The organism is Cellulophaga sp. BC115SP (assembly GCF_009905545.1).
GTDB classification, from domain to species: domain Bacteria; phylum Bacteroidota; class Bacteroidia; order Cytophagales; family Spirosomataceae; genus Flectobacillus; species Flectobacillus rivi.
The window spans coordinates 148,046-169,716 of sequence record NZ_JAAALB010000008.1; the positions used below are offsets into that span (position 1 = coordinate 148,046).

The following is a 21,671-nucleotide window of genomic DNA, read 5'->3' on the forward strand; positions in this document are numbered from 1 at the left end:
GGAGGCTTTATTTTTATTCTCGATTTATTGCTTTTTGTCGCAATATGGCAGCGGTTTGTTGTTCGCCATTAGGATGCCATCCTGGAGGCATAAAGATGTATTTGATTTTATTAATACCATTGGCATTTTTTACATCGTTCCATAATGCCACATATTCGCCGAAATAAACGTCCCAAAAGTTATTGGCATCCATTGGTCTTGTAATGCCATATTTAACGGGTTCGTAGGTTTTCTCTTCTTGATAAGTACCAAAAAGTCTATCCCAAATGTTGATAATTGAGCAAAAATTGGTATCCATGTACAGGTCGTTGCTAGCATGGTGTACTCTATGGTGCGATGGCGTTAGGATTAATTTTTCCAGAAACCCAAGTCTTCCATTTTTGAGGGCTTTTTCACTGACATGAACGAACGCACCCCAGATACTATCCAGAATCATTACGAAAAAGAATAATGAAGGGGATAATCCCATTAAGGTACAAAAACTGGCTGCAAAAATATCTGTATAGATGTTTTCGAGATATGCAGTAGTTAAAGTAACAGAAGAAGTTATCTCTGTCGCAGAATGATGTACTGCATGACTACACCAAAGTAGTCTGATTTTGTGTGCTGCATAATGTCTTATAAATGAATTTAGTTCATAAATAAGATAGCCCAAGGGTATAAAATACCATTTTAAACTAAGATGGAATAACGCATAATCCTTGAATAAAGCGATAAAGAAAATTGTAATAGATAACTTTAAAACCTTTTCAAGGATACGGTTAATGATAATAATAAGGAAAGGTATTTTATAAAACTTTCTGTTAAATTGATGGGTAATGATAAGAAGGAAAATCTCTGCGACAATAATAATGGGAGCTAATGGCATCAACAATGTAAAGATACCGTCGACAGTTTTGAATGCTCGCCAGTTACCATCATGAATAATAGCGAAAAGGCCTTCTATTCTAAAAAAAATGATGAGCTCGTGTAGTAGGTCTTTTAGAGCATTTAAGTTATTTTGCATAGCGTAAAACTTTATATAATTGAGTTTTTTGCAAAATAAATAAAATTAAATAACTTTTACTTTGATTTATTGATTTGTGAGGATTATAGGTTATAGTCGTTTATTTATGGTTATTATTGATATTTTTTATAATATAGATTTTGTAAAAAAAGAAATATTCTACGAATACTTTACTAAATGAAGTGTTTTTTCGTAGAATACTTTATATTATCGTTGTTTTACTTCAAACTTGAGTGTATCTGCATTTACTCCTGTAAATACCCCCAAACCATTCGTAATACTGGTAGGAGGGGTGCTAATATTTTGTGAGGTTGAGCCTGAACTGCGATATAAAGCGGCGTAATCTGGGTTTACGTGCATCAATATCACATTGTGCATACCAAAGTATTGAAACTCGTTAGGGTTTACACTGGTGGATGTTCCTTGTACGGGCTGACTTCTAAATCTACGTGTGAACATAGTAGAGTCAGCATCATCAGCCAAAATGTAAATGGGTGTTGGGTCTGTCTCGATATTGTCTACCACTACAAAATAATAATCGCTCGTGGTGTTGTCCCAAGTTACCTGAATGTTGGTTCCGCCCATGCCGCCCATAGGTCTACCACCGCTACTTAAATCAATTTGTGATAGATAAATAGAGCTTTGGTCAAGGGCGTAATTTTCGGGTTTGCTGGGAATAATCGTGGTGGCAGAAATGGTTTTTCCATTATAGACAAAACTCATGCTATAACTCACGCCAACCTTGAGTTTTACTGTAGTATCTGAACGATAGTCGCCATTTCCTAGCGATACAAGTGAATACGTGTTTCCATCTCCAGTTACTGTAATTTTGAGCCCATCTATTGGTTCTTCTGAGCTGATACTTTGGTCACTGTATGGGATTTCTTTTTTGACGTGCATGGTAATATATTGCCCAGCCACAAGATACGCTTCTATTACTGCATTGTCGGTAACTTCTACTGAGCCTTCATTACTACAGCTCGATAAGATGCCTCCCAACAAAATGGCTACTATGAAATGATATATTTTCATGATATGTAAATGCTTTTACGGATTATTTCAATTTATAAGTAAAGGTGATGTTTGGCGTAAAGCCCAAGTAATTCACATTGGTAACCGACAAATACTTTTCGTTGGTATCGCTGTCGGTAATGGTTTGGAATTTTTTGTACCAAACATTCTGGCGACCATATAAATTATAAATAGACAAGCCAATACTGCCATGTTTGAAGTTGTAGGTAGCCGCCACATCCATACGGTGTGAGTCTGGCAGACGATTGGCGTTGGTCGTTGATGGGCTCGTGTAGTCTTTTTCGGTACCATCCAACAATTTGATGATATAGCCACCTGTAATAGAGGTATATGGCATACCAGAGGCATATATCCATGTAAGAGAAAAATCCCAGTGTCCCATTTTGTACATATTTACACTTTTGAATTCATTGCGAACGTCGTAGTTAGAAGGAAACGGCGTTGCTGAAAACTGTACAATACTTTTTTCTGACTTGGCTAAGGTGTAGCCTATCCAACCTGTGTAGTCTCCAAATTTTTTCTGAATCAAAAAGTCAATACCTCTTACTTTTCCTGTACCCGTAAAGAAGGTTTCGCTAGCAGACAAACCTCTGCCTACTGTCGGTACAAAGCGCAGGGTGTAACGAGTATCGTTGTCGATGTCTTTGTAATAGGCTTCTACGTCAAATACATAATCGTCTATTTCATAACTAGCCCCAATAATATAGTGCTTAGAAGATGTCACAGGTAAGTAGCTGTCATTGGCCAACAACCAGAAACTACGGCTACCATTGGTGATATCTTCGCGCTCCACTTGTTTGGCAAACTGATAGTATTGTCCCAATGCACCTTTAAGCATCAATTTTTTGGTTAAAGAAAAAGTCGCTGAAAGTCGAGGTTCTAAATAGTTCTTTTTGGTTACGTCGTAATAAGTGGTTCTTAAACTTGGTTTCAACACCAATTTACTATCACCAAATTTGATTTGGTCTTGGAGGTAGGCCGAAATCAAATTTCCTCTATCATTTTTTCCTAAAATTACAGTGGTGTCATTTTGACTGTAGGCATAATCTATCTGCAAATGACTAGCTTGCACGCCCATTTCAATTAACTGATGAGATGATAGACGATATTCAAAATCTGATTTAAAAGAAATATCCTTTAAGTCATTGTTTTCCAAAGAACCAAACTTGACATTTTGAGTTGTGCCGTCGGTACGAGTAATCGTATTCTGGTTGGTGTTATCTCTGTTGCTGTAATAGTTTGAAAAACTAAAGAGGGTATTGGTATAAAAACGCTCAGTCCATTGGCGTGACCATTTCAAACTTGAACCTGTATTGCCCCAGTTTGATACATCGGTATTGGCAAAACCACCTCCTCGACCGCCACCAAATGGAAGTGAAAGATTTTGTGAATTATCCAAAAAATCTTCGCCATTATAAAAACTCAATGTAATGTTATCTCGTTGGGTAGGACGGTAGGTAACCTTTCCGTTGAGGTCATAAAAGTAAGATGATACCGTTTGTCCAGACTGGAATCTACGAGCAAATCCGCCTGTAAAGCCTGCATTGTTGCTACTATTAGCAGCTTGTTGAGCTTTGAAGGTATTGAAGATTTTGTTGTAAATCGGTCCAGCCCATGAGTGGCGAGCTGCTACCACGAAGGTCATTTTTTTTGTAATAGGGCCTTCCGCCAAAATATTGGCACTCAACAAACCGACATCAGCGGTGGCGTTAAACTCTTTTTGGTTACCGTCTTTACTAGTTATATCAACTACACTGGATACACGACCACCATATTTTGCCTCAAAACCTCCTTTGAACAAACGTACATCTTTGATGGCATTGGAGTTGAAGGCACTAAAAAAGCCATAAAGGTGGTCGACATAGTACACCGTAAAACCATCGTACAAAACGAGATTTTGGTCTGGCGTACCACCACGTACATACAAGCCCGATGATGATTGATTGGCTGCACTAATCCCAGGCATTAGCTGGAAACCTCGAAAAATATCCTTTTCACCGACATTGGGAAGCTTCGCAATGTTTTTAGGAGTCATCATAAACATTCCAACGGTTTCGTTGACCTTCATGATTTCGGTTTTTTCGCCTGTTACTTTTACTTCGTCTAGTTCCTCGTTGGCAGGTACAAGATCAATACGAAGGTTGCTAGTTGGTGTTTGGGGGTTCAGGTAATAAGTCAAGGTTCTGTAACCTATATAGCTAATCACCAAGGCACTAGTATCGGAAGGTATTTTTTGTATTGTAAAAAGCCCATCAACATTGGTCTGCACACCAGTTTTTCTACCTTTTACAGTAACAGTGGTAAAAGCTAGTGATTCGCCAGTGAGCGCATCTACGATTTTACCAGAAATACTAAAATTTGTTTTTTCTGATTTGCCTTTGTACTGTTGTTCGGTAATGGCTTTGGCAACGGTAACTTTTTGAGATTTGGGTACGATATGAAGGATACTGTTTTCGTCGACATATATCTTCAAATCTGTATTTTTTAACGCATTAGTAAAGCCAATTTCTGCTTTGATTTTCTGAAACCAGTAACTAATGCGGTATTTGCTCAGAAGGGTAGGGTCAGCATCTATTTTTACCCCTGTTTTTTTAGTTAAATCCTGACAAATTTCAGAAAGAAGAGCATTATTATAGAATTCATCGGCAATGGTAATTCCTGTCGTATTGACCGAAATGGGTGTTTGTTGACCCCACGCTTGAAAAGACCATTGAATGCAAATCAATGCGAACAGTAATAGTATTTTTCTCATGCTTGATAGTGTAACGAATAAAATTGGTTAATCTTTTATGATGCAGTTTTTGCATTTTCCCAATATCAGGGACTAAAGAAGAACCGTTAAACGTTGCCATTTCAATATAAGAAATCGCTCTATCGCATAGGTTTGTAGATGGAAGTGGGAATTTCGGCGATATTGTTATTGGAGGCACAAAGTGGCAGAGGGGCAAAGGCACAAAGGGTGTTTTGGGGGTGAGAAATGTTTTGGACAAAAGTAGTTATACTTGTCCAACATAAGTTGCGTTACCTTCCGCAATTTCCCAAAATGTAGAGAGAGGTCTGATTATTAAGAAAAGTGTATCCCCTAGTTATTAAAAAAAGAGCGCTGTAGGTGAGAAAGAATATCGGTTAGATTGAATTTTCTCTCTCCTACGGCGCTTTTTGGGAGCAAGTAAAAAGGACAACTCCTCACTCAGCACCACATTAGTCTCCATATCGTTGTTTGATGCGTAATCCCATCTGAAAACCATACCAAAGTGTAAATCTTTCTGTAGAACGAATCGCCTGATAAGTTGGCATATTTTTGAATGGTTTACCATTGGCATACGATGAATTGGCGGGGTCAATTACCAGCGCTTTGATAGATGGTCCAAAGGTGAGCGTTGAGTTACGTGCTAGAAATTTTTCGAAGCCTAAATCAAAGCGCCATAAAACCCCTTGGTTAACCTCTCCGTACTGATTGTACTCAACCATCAGTCCACTCGTAACGTCGGTATTCATCATCCATCTTCCTCCTAGTTTATAGGCTCGTCCGAAACCATAGCCAATATTTACCAGTTCGTAGGCACGAACAAAATTGGAGCCAAGCGTCAAGATATTATAAAATGCAGGAACACCCGTTTTGAAAGTGATATTAGCGGACTGTATCTCATCTATAGCTACTTCAAATCGTTTATAGCCGTTACCTTTGCCCACAAAACTCAAAAAGCCGATTGGTGCGGTGGCCGATGAATCACTAAAGTTCAAAAAGCCAATTTGATGTCCTCCTTTCGAGATTTTATGTGAAAAGTTAAGAAGCCCCACTTGCCATCCTTTTGATTCTTTGAGCACAACATTCAAGATTGGCGCCATTTGAAGACCTTTCGACAGCTTGCCTGTTACGTTTAACACACCTGACAATTGCGCTCCTCTGGTTTCTTTATGTGTAATATTGATAAGACCAGCGGCTTGTAAACCCGTCATATTTTTCCATGTATGGTTCCAGCCCAGCGTCATCGCAACACCTTGGGTTTCGCCCAAAACTGTATTGAAAACCCCACCCATTTGCACACCTGTTACATTTTTCCCTACAATATTTCCTACACCCGCAAACTGAAAACCGTTGACATTTCGGCGTACACCATTCAGACCACCTCCGAATTCCATTTTGCGAACTCCTGCCGAATAGCCCATCACAATATTGACCGAAACTCTGTTTTCGATACTTCCTGAAAGGAGCTTATTTGTTCCTAGAAATGGCAATAATGATAGTTGAAAAGGACGAGATAGCGTATCTGTTACGTTTTTGTCGTGGATTCTTTGAGTTCGAGCAATCATCATTTTGCTAAATCTCGACTTGATTTCATCCCAAAATCGAAATAAACGACTAGAATCTTTTCGATAAATCGGAAAAATATTATCCGTGGTATCCGCTACGCTATATTCAGAAAGTAGCAAACCTGTCACTGGCACTCTAGGCACTAAGATGGGAACCTCTTTGGGGATTGCAACCGTGTCGATCAAGTTGGGGAAATAGGGTGAATTATCATCAAAGGGCAATTCTGGCTGTTTGACCTTAGGTTGAAGTGCCCAATCTTTGGTTTCTGACTGTAAAAGCTTGACAACCAAAGTCTGTGATTCATATTCTGGGCCTGATACTGACAATTTAAAAATAGTTTTTGTATGATTGAGCTTTATACGATAATAACCATTCTGATTGGTAACCGTAGACGCCAAACTATTGCGTTCGTAAATACTGACATTGGGAAGTTTTTTACCCGATATAGCATCGTACACCACGCCACTAATATATAGAGGGTCGCGCTCGGCCTTGAGCAAAATCACATACTGACCTTGCACTTTGTACCGAATCGTTCCTTTAAATAGCAAACCGATGGCTTCACGAATGGTTTTGTTGACAAGAATTAACTCAACAGATTTGTCTTCATCGATTAATGACGAATTATATGAAAACTTAAAATTTCCCTGAGCAGACAAATAGGACAGAACTTCCTCTACGGAAACGTCCGAAAAACGAGCAGTGACTACCCGTTCAAGATTCGCAGATTGTGCAAGTGCATTGGAGTGTACCAATAAGCATACAGACAAAGTCCAAAACGCTATTATGCTTCGTACACTAAAAGACATAGATACAAGTTGTTTAAAGAGAGTTTATGCGGCTCCAAAATTAGGAAATTATTGGCAACCTTTTCCCTCTAAAACGAAATTTTGACCTTGCTTTTGTACATTTATGTCAAAAGTTGTAGCAATTACGGCAAGAATATTTTCTAAAGACTCTTTTTCAAAATTTACAGTCAGCTTACAATGGTTCATCGCCTCGTTGGCTAAGGTTATTTTTACCCCATAAACTTGACTTAAGGTCGTTACAACAGAAGATAAATCGGTATTTTCAAAATTAAAACTTTGAGAAAAATAAGCAGCTTGATTGGCATCTACATTGGCCGAGCGTACAACATCGTCGCCTTGGACTTCCGCTTGCTCGCCAGGGAGCAATTGTATAACTGAAGCAGATTTTTTGACTTGAACTTTACCAGTTTTTACCCAGACTTTTACCTGTTTCGAATAGGCATTTACATTAAAGGATGTTCCTAATACTTTTATGTCTGCTCCTTGTGCATGAATAATAAAGGGATGTTGGGCATCATGAGCGACATCAAAAAAGGCTTCCCCTTGCAGAGTAATTTCACGTGTTTGTCCTTCGAAAGTAGAAGGATACGAAATTTTCGAACCACGATTCAAGCTCACTTTAGTGCCATCAGGCAAAGTATAATTAAGTACTTTTTCTTGTGCAATTGATTCTTGTAGCGGTGCTGACTCAGGTGCTGGTTTCCAAAAGAGAAAAAGCAATACTCCCATCAATACAATTACACTTGCTGCGATACCTATCACTCTCTGAAAAGGAATTACTCGTTTTTCGGAGAGTGGACGAATAATGGTGGAAGACTCGTTGAGATGAACAATTGGCGTATGATCTTCCAATTTGGAAGGACAAGACATTTGCTTTTTGACTTTTTGCCAAGCAGCATTTATATCACAAGGTTTTTTTTGTTGAAATGCAGCGCTGGCATCCCAAATAATTTTGGAATGTTCAAAGACGGTATTTCCATCAGGAAGCTCATTCAGATGGTCTTGGATTTCGGAAAAATCCTCCTCTGGGCTTTCTTCTGCCAAATACTTTGCTAAAAGTTCGTCTATGTTTTGATGCTCTGCCATATTTATTCAACGCCAAGTGTACGCTTGGCACAAGTAAGAATCTTTTTATCAGTGGTGAAATAACAAAAGTCCAAGCCAAAGAATACTTGGCAAATACTCTGCTAATTCTTGTCTTAATATCTTGAGCGCTTTTCCGATTTGATTTTCGACCGTCTTTACCGACAGTTGAAGTTCGTTAGCAATTTCTTGGTATTTAAGTTCCTCAAAACGACTCATCCGAAAAATCAATCTACATTGTTCTGGAAGTTTTTCGATGGCCTCGGCAATACGCGCTTCTAATTCTGCTTTATATAATTCATCGGTAGCTGACACGTGGTTATTTTCCATAAAATCTCCCACATGCTGGCGATAAGTATCTTGAATTTTGAGGTGCTTAATACGATTTAAGCAAGTATTATGCACAGCTCGATATAAATATGATTTCAGCGAAACAGTTATTTCTAAGTCCTGACGCTGGTCCCATACTTTCAGAAACATCCCTTGTACAATCTCCTCGGCATCGTCCATATCTTTGAGAAGGCCAAAGGCATAATTACACAAGGCTTGATAGTATTTTCGGAAGACTACTTCAAAAACACGTTCATTTCCTTGTCGAATTGCTTCGAGTATGTCGGTATCAGTAAGTTGCAAGGCCAAGAGCTTGTGATGGATTTAAGTTTAAAGAAAATCAATTTGATTAAAAAAAGCAATTTTAATCAAGACATCACAAAGTTACACAGCTTCACTTTTTAATCTTAAGCAATTAGTTTTAAACGGCATCTATTAGTTATAAAAGGTATAGGGTATTTTAATAAATCTCCTGAGCTTATAAATAACGTATAAAAATAATATTTTCATTAACTCTCCTTAATTACTTCTATGACAACCATTTAGTATATATCCCCTATCTTTTTTCAATTTTTTAAAAAATAAGCTTTTGATTCATCCTTGTCGTACTGCAAGTATTTTAGATACAACATACATCACAATTTTTTGCTACGATTTGTATCTACTATTTCGGTATTTCTCTACCTTTTACTATCAAATATTGGGCAACGATATAAGTTAACATAACGCAAAAGCCGCTATAAGCAAAATCTGAACCGAATTTGGTAATAGCAATCAAACTATCAGATACCATAAACAACACCGCCCCAACAGCAACTTTTAGCGCATTTGGCATCTCTCCTATGCGATTAATAGCTGCTAAAACCATAATACTTATGACGATTGAATATACCAATACTGGAATCTGCATAGTGCCCAAATATGGCCAAACAGGCAACATAATCATCAGGTGATAGCCCACTAATAGTAACATAATCCACAAATGACAGAAAACAAAACCCTTTCGAGGTGTGGCACAATCTTGCCAGAAAATCCTGATATATAGTATCTGCATCATCAAAAAAGCCAATAAGCCTGGCACAAAAGCATTGGGCAACATCAGAAGTACATCGCCCAGCCACGCAAAGGCAAGGGCAATTCGGAATGTAGAGAAAAATGGCTTTCTATCCTGTTGATTTTGATAATCATATAATATCAACAAGGGTAAAAGTAGAGGTTTGGTAAAATACCGAATGGGAAAGTTTTCAGATGGAAAAATTAAGAAGAACAATTCAAGAGCAGATATGATACCAAAGAGTATCAGTATCCTTTGGGCATTAAGGTTTTTCATAGTCAAATATAGGAATCAAGTATTTTGTGAAGTTGCGATTTATTCGCTATTCAAACAAAAACCTCGCAAGAATTTTCCTGCGAGGTTTTTACACTCAATTTATTTTCAACTTTAAACCTATACATTTCCAAGTACAAAAATCTCGCCTTTCGGTCCTGCCTCAGTGGTGCTACCACCTTTGGCTTCTAGCGAAATCGCAAATGCCTGAGCATTGCCCAACGACTTCATTTTTTCAAAAGTCTCTGGATTATCTAACAAACCTGCATCTACAGGTTTTCCATCCACAATTGCCCAAAGCTGATATTGTTTTCCTTCAGGAGCAACAGGCAATTTTACCGAAGACAAATACACTTCTTGCGTAGCAGAGTTCCAATAAACAATCGCTTGGGCATCTGGCGCAGGTTTTTGCCCACCCAATTGCACTCGTTTCGTTTCGGGATTCAACAAGGTATTGATGTTTTCTTGGTAACTAGCCTTGAGAGCACGTTCGTTGCTTGCCAAAATTTGTGTTTGCGACTCTAAGGCTACCACTTTATCCTCTGATTTTTGCCAGTTGCTATACAAAAACCAGTTGGCTGCTATACTCAATGCAAGTAGTACCCATGAAGCTGCGTACTTGAATGAGAAAGAAGCACCTTTACTTTCAGGAGTAAAGTTTACTACTTTGGTCTCTGGAGCAACTGCCTGTATATTTGCCTTTTCGGCTTCCTCCAACTCCAGTAGTGCATTCATCACTCTTGATTTCAGCTCGGGAGGAGGCGTTTTTGCAAATTTTAAGGCATATTCTTCAATACTATCTCGGATAGTGTCTATTTCTAGCTGAATGATTGGATAGGCTTGGGCTAGGCTCTCTACCTCTGCTGTTTCATCGGCAGTGGTATTTCCGAGCACATAGCTTTCCAAAACACCTGATGCTATATATTCTTGAATATTCATTTTTAAAAAAATTTTATAGTGGGAAAGATCCAACTTTTAATACTAACTGGAATGGCTATTTGATTTCCTCTAAATAAGCCATGTCAGAAGCATCAATGAAAAACTGACAAAGTACTCTCTCAAATGATTGATAGCTGACTTAACACGCGTTTTCACTGTTCCTAATGGAATTCCGTACTCTTTTGAAACCTCTTCTTGTGTATAGCCTTTGAAATACAACAAATCAATTACTAGACGATGCTCTGGTTTTAATTTTTCGACAACTTTACCTAAGCCAATGGCATCTACATCAAACTGACTAGAGCCTTGACTGTCGATCAAATTTATAGTTGAATCTAAGTCTTGGTTTCGCTGAGAGTTTTGATACTCTTGAGAGCGAATCCTATCAATGGCAGTATTGCGCGCTACATTCAGAATCCAAGTAAATAGTGTACCCTTCGACTGATTGTAACCATCGATATTTTTCCAAATTTTCACAAAGGAATCCTGCATAACATCTGCAGCTACTTCTTCGGAGTGTACAATTTTGTGTATGACTCCAAACAAAGCAGTAGAATAATTATCATACAGAATCGAAAAACCACGCTGGTCTTTATTTCGCAATAAAGCCACCAATGAGTCTTCAGATATGACTGTTTTTCGCTTTGACATAGGGGTGTGTTTAATGGTCTCTAAATTAATAATGGGACGTAAATATTTAGTGAGGCTGTCAATGAATTAGTCTAATAGAGTATGATAGGGTAAAAACAAAGATAGAAAAATGTTTTGAATTAACTATCTAAAAACAAAGGACTTTCAGATTTGAAAGCCCTTTGCACATTACCCATTATTAAACCACACCTATTTATTTGGTGAGATGGAATCTTACAATTTTTTCAAAATGTAGTATTCTGATCGTCATTGGATTATTCCATCTCTCCAAATCTCACAAATATTTGTGGACACTGGCAAGCAGGCCTATATATTTTACAATTACTTAGAATCAAGGTTGTTCGAAAAATTATACTATTGCAAATGTTCAATTTGATTGCTCAACTACTCAAATGAAGTTTCTCATTAATACGTTCATTTCAGAATTACGACCGATTAGGTAGCTTGCCGTTTCGGGACTGGTTGCCTGCTTCCATTTCCTGATAGCAGGGTTTTCGTTTGGCCAAAAGCTGCAGTATTTTGAGTCTGAGCAGAAAATACAGCATTTGTTCCTGGCAAAACTGTGGAGAACATAAGCTGTTTCATAAATAATTATTATTGATTGATGTCTTTAAACAGACTTACGAGAATGGTTTAGGTTTGGATTGTTTGAAACTACTATTTTTTACATTTATTTTACAATCAAACTTTTGACCTTATCCTTAAATCAACTTCACCTCTTTTCAAATACCTTATATATCAACTTTTATGACCCGCTTACAAACACGATAGTCCTATGAAAAAAAATGTTTTGTCCTTTCTATTAGTATGCCTTGTCCAGACCGTCATCATTGCTCAATCTCAAATTGATTCTTTAAGTTATCCTGTTCGAGTCTTTCAATTATTAACCAAATACAATTGGGAGAAAAACTATGTAGATATGCAAGATGGTAGCATTTTGCAAGACCCTGCTGCCGAACGAAAAACAGTGATGTGCTTAATATTTCGAAAAAATGGAACTGGCTCATTTGTGCAAGGTGAACAAGCTGCTTCATTTCGCTATCGTATTATCGATTCGTTGGTTACAATTAATGAAGCCATTTACAAAATCGATAAAATCAATGATTATGAAATGACATTTAGTGTTTATGCCAAAAATATGGATGAAGGCGAGAAATTTAGATTTCACTATTTGGCTACGAAGGATACGCCTGGCGACATTTACTTGCGAAAACTAATCAAACCCAATATTGTTGTAGATACTCCTAAAAAGGATACTATATTTTTATTTAACCAAGAAGTCTATCCCAAATTCAGAGGCAACTCCGAATGGCTACGTAATGTACCAGACTTTGAACAGGCATTTGACGACACCTATGGCGTTTCGTACAACTTCATCGAAGATGAGTTTGTATCACATTTGCCCAAAGATATCAATACTCGTTTTGAGGTTTCATTTGATGTGACGACCAGAGGATTAGTTGAAAATATTGTCATTACCTCAAGTACAAATCCTGAATATAATCCTTATCTAATAGCAGCAATACAAAACACTAGTAGAAAATGGCTTCCCGCCAGATGGAAAGAGAAAAACTATAAGTCAAGAATCCAATATGCTTTTCAAACAGAAAAAGAAGATCCTAAGGCTATTGCCTACGATCCTGAGATTTATGACAATTTCTACAATCGTGCGATGGGTCTAATGGCTCGTAAAAAGTATGACAAGGCGGTGAGCTTACTCACCAAATGTATTTTGATGACTGAAGATTCTATTGATGCACTTTATAAACGTGCCGAATGCTACCAGTCAGCAGGAATTATGAAATATGCTTGTATGGATTGGAGTTTCTTGTCATCTAAAGGTCTCAAACGTGCAGAGAAATTGTATTGGCAAAATTGTAAAGAATAGAGTTATACTGCTTTGAAAGGTTAAAAACTCAATAGGTAATTCATTTTTCGATTTGTATCTCTGTCACTTTAAGTACATTTTTTCTAAAAATATTCAAATTTTAAGAAAACGTCTTTTATCTTTACCAATATAGAACAGTGTAGAACTCTATAAATTCACTGATATATTTGATTATTAGAAAATCTTAAACACAAAACCAACAATCCTCAACCGTCAAAAGGCTCATTGGAATGCGTGCTTTGTGCCTTGTACTAACTAGTAAAACTACTATTCATCCTAATGTTGAAGCGACTATTTTTTCTCCTATTTCCAGTTTCGGTGTATGCACAAACCGAAATACCGCTCAATGATTTGAGCCAATTCCAAAAACCTAGTGCCAACTGGTCTATCGAAGGGCAAATTGTAGGAACACCGCAAGGCGAAGCACTTGTAACAAGTCCAGGAAAAGGTATTTTGGTCAATACCTTAAAAGCAGCCAAATATCAACGTACTGACGATTTGGTATTTGCTTTGGAACATGGTGACATTCGTTTGTCGCTCGACTACATGATTCCCAAGGGTTCTAATTCGGGTATTTATTTACAAAGCCGTTATGAAGTTCAAATTTTAGATAGCTGGTTAAAACTTCGCCCAAGTGATGGCGATGCTGGTGCTATTTACCACCGTTGGGACGAATCACGTGGTGCAGGAAAAGAAGGTTATGAAGGACATCCTCCACGCCAAAATGCTATCAAAGCACCAGGGCTTTGGAATCATATCGAAATTGATTTTCAAGCACCAAGATTTGACGCTAACGGCAAAAAAATTGCCAATGCGAAATTTGTCAAAATCATGTTAAATGGCGTTTTGCTTCACGAAAACGTAGAGCTTTTGGGTGTAACTCGTGGCGCAGTTTCGACTCAAGAAACCAGCAAAGCGCCATTGATGATTCAAGGAGACCACGGTCAAGTTGCTTTCAAAAATATTCGTTATGAAGTTTTTGACAAACCACTAGTTCAAATGGGAACTGCCGATTATGCTTACTACAAAGGCAAATTGGCTGACCTCAAGGTAAAAGATCAAAAGCCTGAAGCTACTGGAACTACGAAAGAACCTTCTATGAAACTAGCTCAAGCAAAATCTGACTTTTTGCTGAGATTTGATGGAACAATTACTATTCCAGAAAAGGATACTTATACCTTCACTACCAACTGGACAGGAACAGGAGCATTATTGATTGATGGAGACACAATTACTACAGGTAGTCACTGGTACAATGAAGACGTACAAGGTAAGAGAACCTTATCAGCTGGGGCTCATAAATATACCTTATATTATGCTAAAGACTTCGGTTGGGGTCCTAGAGCTTTAGGATGTTTTGTTGAACGTGTAGGTACACATCGTCAGTCTATCACTGAGCGTACGTCACTGCCAGAACCAGAAGCTACTCCATTAGTAGAAATCACAATCGACCAAGAGCCAAAACTACAACGCTCTTTTGTTGTATATAATGACCGTAAAAAAACACATGCTATTAGTGTAGGTTTGCCAGGAGGGTTAAACTTCTCTTATGACCTTAACCAAGGAGGTTTCTTGGAATGTTGGAGAGGTAAATTTTTGGATGTGACACAAATGTGGCATGACCGTGGCGAGCCTCAAACTGCCGCACCAATGGGTGTTACGGTACAGTCAAATGGTAAATTCCCGTTGGCTTTTATTGCTAGTGCCAATGCTTCTTTTCCAGATTCTTTGAATAAAACTGAGTTGAAATACAAAGGTTACCAGCTCATTAAGCAAGAAAATGGCGTGGCATATCCTGTATTTACTTATGAATACAATGGTTTGTCTATCAAAGACCAAACGATTTCTTCTACGAAAAACGAAGGCTTGGTTCGTCGTTTACAAATCGGAGGCAATGCAATCAGTTCACAGCCATTGTACGCACTTGTGGCAGAAGGGGAAGTTATTAAGAATGTTGGTAAAAATTTGTATGCCATTAATAACCAAACGTATTATATAGAGCTATTGGGCGATACTGCCAATCAGCAAGCTGTGGTTCGTCAGTCAAACGGCAAAACCCAATTATTGATTCCTGTGAGTGGATTAAAAGAGGTAAGTTATCAAGTGACTTTCTAAGAAATCATTGTATTCACAGATTTTTCAACATTTCTATTTAAGCATTCAAGATTTATGAAAAGATATTATCAATTACTCCTCACCCTAGGACTCTTGGGACTTGGAGCATCTTCGGGAATAGCACAAAATAAACCAAAGCCTTTAACAGAAGAAGATTTTTATGAAATAAAAACCGTTGCCATCCCTGATGGTATTCGCTTAGAGGCAGGTGGTCTTGCTCCTATGCCTGACGGTCGTTTGGGTGTTTGTACACGTCGTGGTGAAGTTTGGATTATCGAAAACCCTTACCAAACTAATGGTACAAAACCTAGTTACAAACTCTTTGCGAGCGGTTTACACGAATCATTAGGTTTGGCATACCGTGATGGTTCTTTTTACTGTACACAACGTGGTGAATTGACTAAATTAACAGATACCGACGGCGACGACAAAGCTGATTTATACGAAAATGTAGCCAATTGGGACTTATCTGGTAACTACCACGAGTATTCTTATGGTCCAGTTTTTGATAAAAACGGCGATATGTATCTTACTTTCAACGTGGCATGGGTAGGTTATGGAGAAGGTAAATTGGCCAAATGGCGTGGATGGTTGGTAAAAGTAACCAAAGATGGTAAACTAGAGCCAGTTGCTACAGGATTGCGCTCACCAGCAGGCTTTACAGTAAACTCTAATGGAGATGTTTTATTTGGCGAAAACCAAGGTGACTGGGTTGGTTCAGGACGTGTGACACATCTTGAAAAAGGGGATTTTGCAGGAAACGCAGGTGGTTTGTATTGGACAAAAGAACCAGATTCTCCTTTAAAATTAACGAGAGAGGACCTTCCTGATACTGGCGAGCCTATGTACGAAGCTGCCAAGAAAGTAAAGGCTTTGAAATTACCAGCAGTGTGGTTCCCTCATGCTATCATGGGTATTTCGACAGCTGACATGATTGAAGATGAAACCAATGGCAAATTTGGTCCATTCCAAGGGCAATACATCGTATTTGACCAAGGACAATCAAAAGCCATGCGTATGAGTTTGGAGAAAGTAAATGGCAAATATCAAGGTGCTTGTTATCCATTCCGCGAAGGTTTTCAATCAGGTACAGTACGTGCACGTTGGGGTAACGATGGTTCTATTTTCGTAGGGATGACTTCACGTGGTTGGGGTTCTACTGGAAAAGATTTATATGGTTTACAGCGCTTGGTTTGGAATGGTCGTTTGCCTTTCGAAATGAAAACAATTAGCGCAAGACCAGATGGTTTTGAGATTGAATTTACACAACCTGTGGATGCTAAAACTGCCGCTGATGCAGCAAATTATGAGCTAAAAAGCTTCACATACAAATATCACCACAATTACGGTAGTCCGATTATTAATCAAGAAAAGACCCCATTGAAAGGGATTATTGTATCAGCAGACCGCAAGAAGGTTCGTTTAGTAATTGACAACTTACGCAAAGGATATATCCATGAAGTTCGCCCATCGGGTATCTTAAACGAGGAAGGACAACCTCTTTTGCATGAAGTCGGGTATTATACGCTCAACAATATTCCTGATGGCGAAGCGGCTCAGTTAACAGAATCTCAGAAAGTAAAAGCTAGCACTGCTCCAGCACCAAGTACAAGCACGCCAGCGAAAAAGACGACTCCTATCAATGGTACTAAAAAGGTAGCAGATGCAGGTTTAATTGATAGCAAACAAGTAGCGACTTTATTGAAAAAACATGCTTGTACCAGTTGTCATGCAGAAGCTACACGTGTAGTAGGACCTCCGTTTACAGAGGTTGCGAAACGAAATTATACAAATGAGCAAATTTTGGAATTGGTATATCACCCAAAACCAGAAAACTGGCCAGACTATGCCACAGAAATGGCATCGATGACACACGTGCCAAAGGCTGATGTACTAAAAATTGCAGCGTGGATTAATGCGCTTGGCAAGAAGAAGGCTCAAGCAGATTTGAACAAATTGGAGAATCACGACTAAATAATGTAGAATGGTGAATTACGAATTGTGAATAATTACTTTCATTCACAACTCATAATTCACCATTCTAAAATTAATCTTCACTACTCTCCCGCAACACCTTTACTAGTATCTTGAAGGGCAATTGTAGATTTTTTGACTTTCTTGGTGTATGGCATTTTGTAATTAACAGGCTCCGTTGACGACGTTCTCTCAATTACTAAACCACTTTCTACCGTTTTACTTCCTAAACTCTGCTTGTAATTCCTGTTCGAAACTACCTGCTCGGTTTGTGTAATGTACTTTGCTTTTTTGGCAGCCGCAGCCGCCTTGTTGGGGTGCTTGTAGTTGCCAGTGTTGTAACCAGGGTCACCCGCTGGGATTTCTTGGGCGAGTGCTCCAAAGCTTGCCATCAACAACAAACCCGCCCCAAAAACTGATACTTTCATGATTCAATAAATTTTAATTGTATGTGATTTGTTTCAGAAAATTCACATCAAGAAAAACTTATGCAGCCATTCCATAATCATCTACATCAAAACGTTTTTTGTACAACGCTCTGAATGTAGGAACCATACCTAACATTTCGTCTAGTTTGTACTGAGCCTTACGATAAGTATAGTTATTTTTATTAGACGCTACTAAGTTTCTGAAAAGATGAGACATCATATAGAGCTCTTGTTCGTGCATAGTAAAATCTAATATTTCATACATTAAGAAACCCTTCTGTCCATCTTCGCGTACCATAAATAGTACTAGGTAAAAATTCTCATCTTTTACGAATGAGATAACTTGATTTTGGTTGAATTCTTTTGGCATATATCCAAAGTCAACTAAACAATCTAAGATCTCTACCTCGTTTATGCTTGTATATAAATTAGGAGTCAAAAACTGATTTGCTTTCATCGTCGCTTCCATATCTTTTCTTATTTTATTGTGGTTTTATTTTGTTTCGTTTGTTGTTCTAGTAAGAATTACGACCGAAAGTTTACAATAAAAAAAATCAATGTCAAGCACCTCATTTTTTGACAAAAAGTTGATTTTTAGCCCTTTTTCTAGTGATTTTAGGCTTTTTTTCGAACTGAATACTACTTTTAAAATACCCTTTATCAACAAAAATCACTTTTTATTTCAAAACCAGCATTTTTTGAAAGCCCTCTTTTCAAAAAACATAAAAACTAAATTTTTCAAATATTTTTTTGTACTTTAATTTATTGGAAGTTGATATTTAGCATGCTTATAACTGGATTTTATTTCTTTTTTCCAAAAGAAGGTACAAAAACTATTGTTATAGCAATTATTCATACAAAAATTGACAAATGTCGGTATAATTAAGGGTACTTTCTCCAAAAAAGAAATAAGCATTTTTACTTATAAATATTTCAATATTTTTTTGTACCAAACAAAAATCCCCTGCATAGTCTAGCTATACAGGGGACTTCTCATCCTATTATTCACTAATATTTACTTGCTTCAAACTTGAGCACTTTGCCTTTCTTCCTGCTAATAATATATAGATTATCATACTCTGTATCTGGCAATATCTTGGTTTCAAAATTTACACCAAATTTTCGAATGATATCAGGAACCGTATTACTATGCCCAACAATCAAAACAGTCTTGTTTTGAACACCTACTTTTTCCAAATCGTCTGACAAAACAACATCTTTGGCACTATACCAAAGTGTGTCTATCCGATTTTTGATACGAAGCGAATCAGCGGTCTGTTGCACGCGCAAATACTCTGTTACAAAGATTTTTTGAATACCAGCTTTTGCTAAGCGTTGATACAAAGCTCCAGCGCGTTGGTGTCCCTGAGCATTGAGTGGACGCATACGGTCATTTCCTTGAAAAGCCACATCTTTTTCAGCATGGCGAACCACATAAATCTTCTGGGTGGTCTGACAAGCTGTCAAACTTAGCATTACCCAAAATAGAGAAGCAAAAATGATTTTTGGTAGCATAGTTTTCTGAGAGGGGTTAGGCAAGAGGCACTAGGCAAAGAGTATTTTTATTTTTCACTAGTGCCTCTTTGCCTAATCCCTATCCCCTCTTTACAATTTTTTCGGAACGAAGCCCATGTTATAAAACAAAAACGCATAAATATCCGCTGTTTGCTCGATGCTTTTGGCAGTATTACTTGCCCCATGACCAGAGTTTACATCTACACGAATCAACAAAGGGTTACTAGATACAGACCCTGCTTTTGCTTGTAACTCGGCTGTGTATTTGAATGAATGCGCTGGTACAACACGGTCATCATGGTCGGCGGTAGTTACCATAGTGGCAGGATATGCCACCGATTTGATATTGTGCAATGGAGAATATTGGTACAAATTCTTGAAATCGGTAGCATCATCTGAATTACCATATTCTGGAGACCAGTTCCAACCGATGGTAAATTTATGATAACGCAACATATCCATTACTCCTACCTGCGGGAACGCCACTTTACATAAGTCTGGGCGTTGATTAATCACTGCTCCTACCAACAAGCCCCCATTTGAGCCTCCTCTTAGTGCCAAATGCTGATTATCACAATATTTCTGAGCAATTAGGTATTCGCCAGCAGCAATGAAATCATCAAATACATTTTGCTTTTTGAGCTTCATTCCTGCCTCATGCCATTTTTCACCGTATTCAGCTCCACCACGAATATTTGCCAAAGCATATACCCCACCTTGTTCCAAGAAAGGAATCAAAGTAGCGCTAAAAGCTGGCAATGAGCTTACATTGAAACCTCCATAAGCATACAATAAAGTTGGATTTTGGCTATTGAGCTGAAGTCCTTTTTTGTAAGTAATAAACATAGGAACTTTGGTTCCGTCTTTACTGGTATAAAAAATCTGTTTCGTTTCAAACGCAGATGGGTCAAAACTTAACTCAGGTTTAGTAAATACTGTACTTTTCTTGGTAGCAATATCATAGCGGTATATTGTCGGAGGAAAAGTGAACGACGTGAAAGTATAAAATACGAACTTATCGTCGGCATTGCCTCCAAAACCCGAACAAGTACCTAAGCCTGGCAATTTCACTTCGTTTTCTAATTTACCATCCATTGCGTGTACATATACACGAGTCGTTACATCCTTGAGATAAGAAAGGAATAATTTTCCGCCCGCAGTACGAGCACCTTGAAGCGGTTCAGCTTTTTCGGGAATAACTACTTTCCAAGATTTATTGGCAGGATTAAAACGAAGAATTTTCGAGTTTTGAGCATTCTCATTGGTTTCTATCAAAAACTCATCGCCGATATTGTCGATTACCGAATAGCTAAATTTATCAACTTCTGCCACGATAGGTTGGAAAGACTCTTGTCCTGCTTTTTTGTAGAAAAGCGCATTTCCTTCTTTGCCTTTACCACGGTCAGAGACAATCAAAATAGCAAATTTTTCGTCTTCTGTTACCTGCAAATAGTGGAAACGTTGTAAGTTTTTCAAATCTTGATAGACCAATTGGTCATCAGATTGTGATGTACCTACACGGTGGAACCAAACTTGGTGATTTTCATTTTTGGCTGCCAGTGCACTTCCTTCTGGTTTGGGATAACGGCTGTAATAAAAGCCATTGCCCTGCCAAGAAATCGTAGAAACCTTAATCCATTCGATTTTTTCTGACAAATTGGTTTTCGTTGTCAAGTCCATCACATAGCCATCTTGCCAGTCCGAACCACCTTTTGAAAGGGTATAGGCTGCATATTTGCCATCTTTAGATATCACAAAACTTTGCAAACGAGTAGTACCATCGGGCGATAATTGGTTAGGATCAAGCACCACCTCTGGCGCACCATTCAAACCTTTTTGGCGATACAACACTGATTGATTTTGTAATCCATTGTTTTTGTAAAAATAGAACCATTCGCCTTTGCGAGAAGGAGCCGAAAGCTTTGTATAATTGAACACCTCCTCGATACGCTTTTTGAGGGCGTTACGGTAAGGAATTTTTTCGAGGTAATCAAAAGTCAATGTATTTTGAGCTTTTACCCATTGTGCTGTTTCGGCAGAACGGTCATCTTCGAGCCAACGATACGGGTCGGCTACTTGTGTACCATGATAATTATCGACTTGATTTACTTTTGCTGTTTCGGGGTATTTCCACTGCGCCATACTTAACATAGGAGCCAGTACCAAGGCTGATACTAGCGAAAGGGATTTGTTCATTTTCGATGAAGAATTAGGTTTGTTGAATAAGAGTTTTTTCGAAAATACGGATAAATTTTGAGT

16 protein-coding genes are annotated in these 21,671 nt (G+C 38.1%); 3 read left to right on the forward strand and 13 right to left on the reverse strand.

Features of this window, described 5'->3' with window-relative positions; translation table 11 throughout:
• Positions 1 to 13 precede the first annotated feature (13 nt).
• The 9 genes from GVN22_RS08825 to GVN22_RS08865 form a co-directional block, all read right to left on the reverse strand.
• Positions 14 to 1,006: a sterol desaturase family protein gene (locus tag GVN22_RS08825; RefSeq protein WP_166550663.1), complete on the reverse strand. Its 993-nt coding sequence runs from the start codon at positions 1,004 to 1,006 to the stop codon at positions 14 to 16.
• A gap of 207 nt (positions 1,007 to 1,213) precedes the next feature.
• Positions 1,214 to 2,038, reverse strand: a complete 825-nt coding sequence (locus tag GVN22_RS08830; protein ID WP_166550664.1) for a hypothetical protein — start codon at positions 2,036 to 2,038, stop codon at positions 1,214 to 1,216.
• A gap of 22 nt (positions 2,039 to 2,060) precedes the next feature.
• Positions 2,061 to 4,790, reverse strand: coding sequence for a TonB-dependent receptor (locus GVN22_RS08835; RefSeq protein ID WP_166550665.1), 2,730 nt, complete (start codon positions 4,788 to 4,790; stop codon positions 2,061 to 2,063).
• A 449-nt stretch (positions 4,791 to 5,239) separates the two neighbouring features.
• Positions 5,240 to 7,162, reverse strand: a complete 1,923-nt coding sequence (locus tag GVN22_RS08840; RefSeq protein WP_166550666.1) for an STN and carboxypeptidase regulatory-like domain-containing protein — start codon at positions 7,160 to 7,162, stop codon at positions 5,240 to 5,242.
• Between the two features lie 48 nt (positions 7,163 to 7,210).
• The gene (locus GVN22_RS08845; protein ID WP_166550667.1) at positions 7,211 to 8,248 is read right to left on the reverse strand and encodes a FecR family protein; all 1,038 of its coding nucleotides are present in this window, start codon (positions 8,246 to 8,248) and stop codon (positions 7,211 to 7,213) included.
• Positions 8,249 to 8,296: 48 nt separating this feature from the next.
• Positions 8,297 to 8,878 carry an RNA polymerase sigma-70 factor gene (locus tag GVN22_RS08850; RefSeq protein ID WP_095160236.1) on the reverse strand — a complete coding sequence of 194 codons (582 nt, stop codon included), beginning with the start codon at positions 8,876 to 8,878 and terminating at the stop codon, positions 8,297 to 8,299.
• Between the two features lie 361 nt (positions 8,879 to 9,239).
• Positions 9,240 to 9,905 (reverse strand): lysoplasmalogenase, encoded by a 666-nt coding sequence (locus GVN22_RS08855; RefSeq protein ID WP_166550668.1) that lies wholly within the window; start codon positions 9,903 to 9,905, stop codon positions 9,240 to 9,242.
• 117 nt (positions 9,906 to 10,022) lie between these two features.
• Positions 10,023 to 10,841: an anti-sigma factor domain-containing protein gene (locus GVN22_RS08860; RefSeq protein WP_166550669.1), complete on the reverse strand. Its 819-nt coding sequence runs from the start codon at positions 10,839 to 10,841 to the stop codon at positions 10,023 to 10,025.
• Between the two features lie 69 nt (positions 10,842 to 10,910).
• Complete coding sequence (locus GVN22_RS08865) at positions 10,911 to 11,492, reverse strand: RNA polymerase sigma factor (RefSeq protein ID WP_205690824.1); 582 nt, start codon at positions 11,490 to 11,492, stop codon at positions 10,911 to 10,913.
• Positions 11,493 to 12,267: 775 nt separating this feature from the next.
• Here GVN22_RS08865 and GVN22_RS08870 point away from each other — a divergent pair.
• From GVN22_RS08870 to GVN22_RS08880, 3 genes are all read left to right on the forward strand, one after another.
• Positions 12,268 to 13,380, forward strand: coding sequence for a tetratricopeptide repeat protein (locus GVN22_RS08870; RefSeq protein WP_166550670.1), 1,113 nt, complete (start codon positions 12,268 to 12,270; stop codon positions 13,378 to 13,380).
• A gap of 279 nt (positions 13,381 to 13,659) precedes the next feature.
• A complete protein-coding gene (locus tag GVN22_RS08875) occupies positions 13,660 to 15,495 on the forward strand; it encodes a family 16 glycoside hydrolase (RefSeq protein ID WP_166550671.1) in 1,836 nt (611 codons plus the stop codon).
• 54 nt (positions 15,496 to 15,549) lie between these two features.
• Entirely contained in the window at positions 15,550 to 17,469 is a 1,920-nt protein-coding gene (locus tag GVN22_RS08880; RefSeq protein WP_166550672.1) for an auracyanin family protein, read from the forward strand.
• A gap of 83 nt (positions 17,470 to 17,552) precedes the next feature.
• Here GVN22_RS08880 and GVN22_RS08885 read toward each other — a convergent pair whose 3' ends face one another.
• The 4 genes from GVN22_RS08885 to GVN22_RS08900 form a co-directional block, all read right to left on the reverse strand.
• The gene (locus GVN22_RS08885) at positions 17,553 to 17,897 is read right to left on the reverse strand and encodes a hypothetical protein (RefSeq protein WP_166550673.1); all 345 of its coding nucleotides are present in this window, start codon (positions 17,895 to 17,897) and stop codon (positions 17,553 to 17,555) included.
• 58 nt (positions 17,898 to 17,955) lie between these two features.
• Positions 17,956 to 18,366: a hypothetical protein gene (locus tag GVN22_RS08890; RefSeq protein WP_166550674.1), complete on the reverse strand. Its 411-nt coding sequence runs from the start codon at positions 18,364 to 18,366 to the stop codon at positions 17,956 to 17,958.
• 539 nt (positions 18,367 to 18,905) lie between these two features.
• Positions 18,906 to 19,412: a histidine phosphatase family protein gene (locus GVN22_RS08895; RefSeq protein ID WP_166550675.1), complete on the reverse strand. Its 507-nt coding sequence runs from the start codon at positions 19,410 to 19,412 to the stop codon at positions 18,906 to 18,908.
• A gap of 90 nt (positions 19,413 to 19,502) precedes the next feature.
• Positions 19,503 to 21,608: a prolyl oligopeptidase family protein gene (locus tag GVN22_RS08900; RefSeq protein WP_166550676.1), complete on the reverse strand. Its 2,106-nt coding sequence runs from the start codon at positions 21,606 to 21,608 to the stop codon at positions 19,503 to 19,505.
• Positions 21,609 to 21,671 lie beyond the last annotated feature (63 nt).